This window comes from Frankia sp. Hr75.2, from assembly GCF_949319125.1.
Lineage (GTDB): Bacteria > Actinomycetota > Actinomycetes > Frankiales > Frankiaceae > Parafrankia > Parafrankia soli.
This window is the reverse complement of sequence record NZ_CASGGV010000108.1, coordinates 1-3,182: the sequence shown is the minus strand read 5'-3', so window position 1 is coordinate 3,182 and position 3,182 is coordinate 1. Positions and strand designations below refer to the sequence as shown.

General features: G+C 67.3%; 3 protein-coding genes and 1 pseudogene. 2 read left to right on the top strand and 2 right to left on the bottom strand.

Annotated features, from left to right (window positions below; translation table 11 throughout):
- Both AC559T_RS09395 and AC559T_RS09390 read right to left on the bottom strand, forming a co-directional pair.
- A partial coding sequence (locus tag AC559T_RS09395; protein WP_498868483.1) for an FAD-dependent monooxygenase occupies window positions 1-1,147 on the bottom strand: 1,147 nt, incomplete at its 3' end.
- A 259-nt stretch (window positions 1,148-1,406) separates the two neighbouring features.
- Window positions 1,407-1,556 carry a hypothetical protein gene (locus AC559T_RS09390; protein ID WP_498868482.1) on the bottom strand — a complete coding sequence of 50 codons (150 nt, stop codon included), beginning with the start codon at window positions 1,554-1,556 and terminating at the stop codon, window positions 1,407-1,409.
- Window positions 1,557-1,634: 78 nt separating this feature from the next.
- Between AC559T_RS09390 and AC559T_RS09385 the strand changes: the two are divergent.
- Together AC559T_RS09385 and AC559T_RS09380 are read left to right on the top strand one after the other, a co-directional pair.
- Window positions 1,635-2,055: pseudogene (locus tag AC559T_RS09385) on the top strand (transposase); the annotation flags it as partial.
- Between the two features lie 296 nt (window positions 2,056-2,351).
- On the top strand, window positions 2,352-2,846 hold the full coding sequence (locus AC559T_RS09380) for a peptidylprolyl isomerase (RefSeq protein ID WP_498868481.1): 495 nt from the start codon (window positions 2,352-2,354) through the stop codon (window positions 2,844-2,846).
- Window positions 2,847-3,182 lie beyond the last annotated feature (336 nt).

Below are 3,182 nucleotides of genomic sequence, written 5' to 3'. Positions count from 1 at the left end.
CCTCGCCAAGGTCGTAGCGGATCCCGATCGCGATGATCTTTTCGGTGAGGTGCCGGTTGACGTCGTCGAAGTCCATCAGTTCGGTCAGGAGTCGGCGGACTGCCTGGGGGCCGGGTTCGAGGGACATCAGTTCCATCTGCGCGCGGGTGTTGTTCAGGACGTCGGCGGCTACCGGGTGCCGTTCGGTGTGGTAGCTGTCCAGCAGGCCCGCTGGTGCCCAGCCGGTGATCTCGGCAGCGAGTTTCCAGCCGAGGTTGAACGCGTCCTGGACGCCGAGGTTGAGTCCCTGCCCGCCGGCCGGCGGGTGGATGTGTGCCGCGTCGCCGGCGAGCAGGACGCGGCCGGTCCGGTAGCGTTCGGCCTGCCGGGTGGCGTCACCGAAGCGGGAGAGCCAGCGTGGTGAGTGCGCGCCGAAGTCGGTGCCGGCGAGCTTGCGCATCTGCTGCTTGAGCTCGTCCAGGGTGGGCGGGGTGCGGTCCTCGGTGACCCCTTCGGCGGGTGCGATGAGGCGGTACACCCCGTTCTCCAGTGGCACGGCGCCGAACCGTTTGTGGGTTTTGCGGACCTCGGTCACCACGGCGTTCACCGTTTCCGCCGGCGCGGTCAGCTCCACCTCGCCGAGCAGCGTCTCGTGTCTGGTGGGCTCGCCGGGGAAGGTGACGCCGAGCAGTTTGCGCACGGTGCTGCGGCCGCCGTCGCAGCCGACGAGGTAGCGGGCGCGTAGCCGGGTGCCGTCGGCCAGTTCAGCGGTCACCGCGTCGTCGTCCTGGCGCAGGCCGACCAGTTCGTGGCCGCGTCGGATCTCGGCGCCGAGTTCGGTGGCGTGCTCGGCGAGCAGCCGGTCGGTGATGGGCTGTGGGATGCCGAGGGTGTAGGGGTGTGCGGTGTCGAGCCGGTCAGGGGCGGGTTTGCTGATGCCGGCGAAGAATCCACCGACCGGGTACTGGGTGCCGAGTGCGAGGAACCGGTCGAGCAGGCCGCGCTGGTCCATGATCTCGATGCTGCGGGCGTGCAGGCCGAGTGCCCGCACGACCGGGGTCGGCTCGGTGTCCTTCTCGAGCACGAGCGCGTCCACGCCGTGCAGTCGCAGCTCGCTGGCCAGCATCAGGCCGGTCGGTCCGCCGCCCACCACTATCACGTCAATCATGAATCCTTATTCACCATTCGCGGCGCGGATATCCGCGCCTGCGCGTGCGTCGCGATCCCCGATTTCCGCAGGTCCTGGCTTCGGCTGGAGATTCTGCAGCACCACCCTGGTCTTGCCGCAAGCCCCCCGGTGTGCTATATCTTAGAAGTGGCAAGGAGTGGGTAGACTTCCTTGCCTTCTTCTTTTCTTCGCCCGTTGTGGGTGGAGAAGTTTCGCTACGGCGGCGGGCCGGCGGTGGATGTGGGCGTCGGCGTGGGGGTCAGCCGTAGCGTGGACCACGGCCGGCGCAGACCTCGACGGGTCTGTCCTGTTCGTCGTTGTCGACGTCGACGGTGTTGTCGATCCGGGCTGCTTCGTGGCAGGCGAACAGTACCGGGTAGATCGGGAACTTCGATGTGTGCTGCGGCACGCACCCGCTCATTGTGCGTGCCGCAGCCTGATCGATGTCAGCGCGGGTCAGAACGGGTTCGACTGGGGCTTTCCGGTGAGGTGGTGGGTGAGGAAGCGTTCGTCGCTGGAACGCCCGCACCCCGGCGCGCATCTACGCGTCACCGGCATCGACGGCAACCGGATCACCGCGTTCGCGACCAACACCGCCCGCGGGCAGCTCGCCGACCTTGAACTGCGCCACCGCAGAAGGGCCCGCTGCGAGGACCGTATCCGAGCCGCCAAGGACACCGGTCTGACCAACCTGCCGACTGCACGACTTCACCCAGAACCAGGTCTGGTGCGCCCTCGTCGCGCTCGCTCTCGATCTGATCGCCTGGACCCAGATGCTCGCCCTCGCCGGCCAGCCCGCGCGGCGCTGGGAACCGAAACGGCTACGCCACCGCCTGTTCTGGCTCGCAGGCCGGCTCGCCCACCACGCCCGCCAGACCACCCTGCACCTCGCCGCGCACCACCCCTGAGCCCCACTCGCCCTCCAGGCGATCACCACACTGCGCGCACTGCCCGCCCCCGGATAACCCGCGGCCACAGACCTCCCACCCCACCAACCAGAAGAGACCCCCGGACGTGGACCGGGCGCCTACCCCGCGCGACAGCCGGGGCACTCCGCCACGGCCACACCCAGACCAAGCGACATGACTCAACATCACCAAGGGCGGAACGACAGCCCACGATCACACCTGCTCAAGGCGCGAAAGATCTGGGCTGGCTGGCCGAAAGTGACCGTGTGCGGACGGGAGGATGGGATCCTACGGCCATGGCGAGCAACGTGTACTTCGACATCAACATCGATGACCAGCCCAGCGGGCGGATCGTGTTCCATCTGTACGACGACGTGGTGCCCATAACCGCGCGCAACTTCCGGGAGCTGGCCACCGGGCAGAACGGCTTCGGCTACGCCGGGTCGAAATTCCACCGGATCATCCCCAAATTCATGCTCCAGGGCGGCGACTTCACCAACGGCAACGGCACCGGCGGCAAGAGCATCTACGGTGAAAAGTTCGCGGACGAGAATTTCAACATTAGGCACACCAAAAAGGGTCTGCTCAGCATGGCCAACGCCGGGAAGAACACCAACGGCTCGCAGTTTTTCATCACCACCGTCAAGACCGATTGGCTGGACGGAAAGCACGTCGTGTTCGGCGAGGTCGTGGACGGCTATGACATCGTCGAGCGAATCGAGGCGCTAGGCAGCCGGTCGGGCAGTTCCAAGGCAATGGTCACTATCGCGCACTGCGGGACGGTGGACTAAGGCTGGTTCGCGCCCTCAGGCGTTGTCGTTATAGGCCGCGTGGCCGAACTTTTCTCTACTTACTCAAGGGCGCACCTTCGGCGCGCCGGGCGCTTGCCGCTCCGGCCGGGCGTGTGGCCTTCGGCCGGTCCCGGCCGGACGGCCGCGCCCGCACCCAAGAGCACGCTCTTAACGAGGAGGTCCGCCAGCACCGCGGCCCAACGGCCGCATCACGGAACCGTGCTCACCAGTGATGGCATCGGTGCCGGCCCCGTGGCGTCGGAACTGACGCCGACGTCACGGGGCCGGTGAACAGCAAGGAAGCATCCCCGTACAGCCGCGCGGTCACGGCCACAC

Bases quoted from the DNA above. Each gene is read 5' to 3' on its own strand.
- AC559T_RS09380 (WP_498868481.1), top strand. From the start codon at position 2,352: ATGGCGAGCAACGTGTACTTCGACATCAACATCGATGACCAGCCCAGC.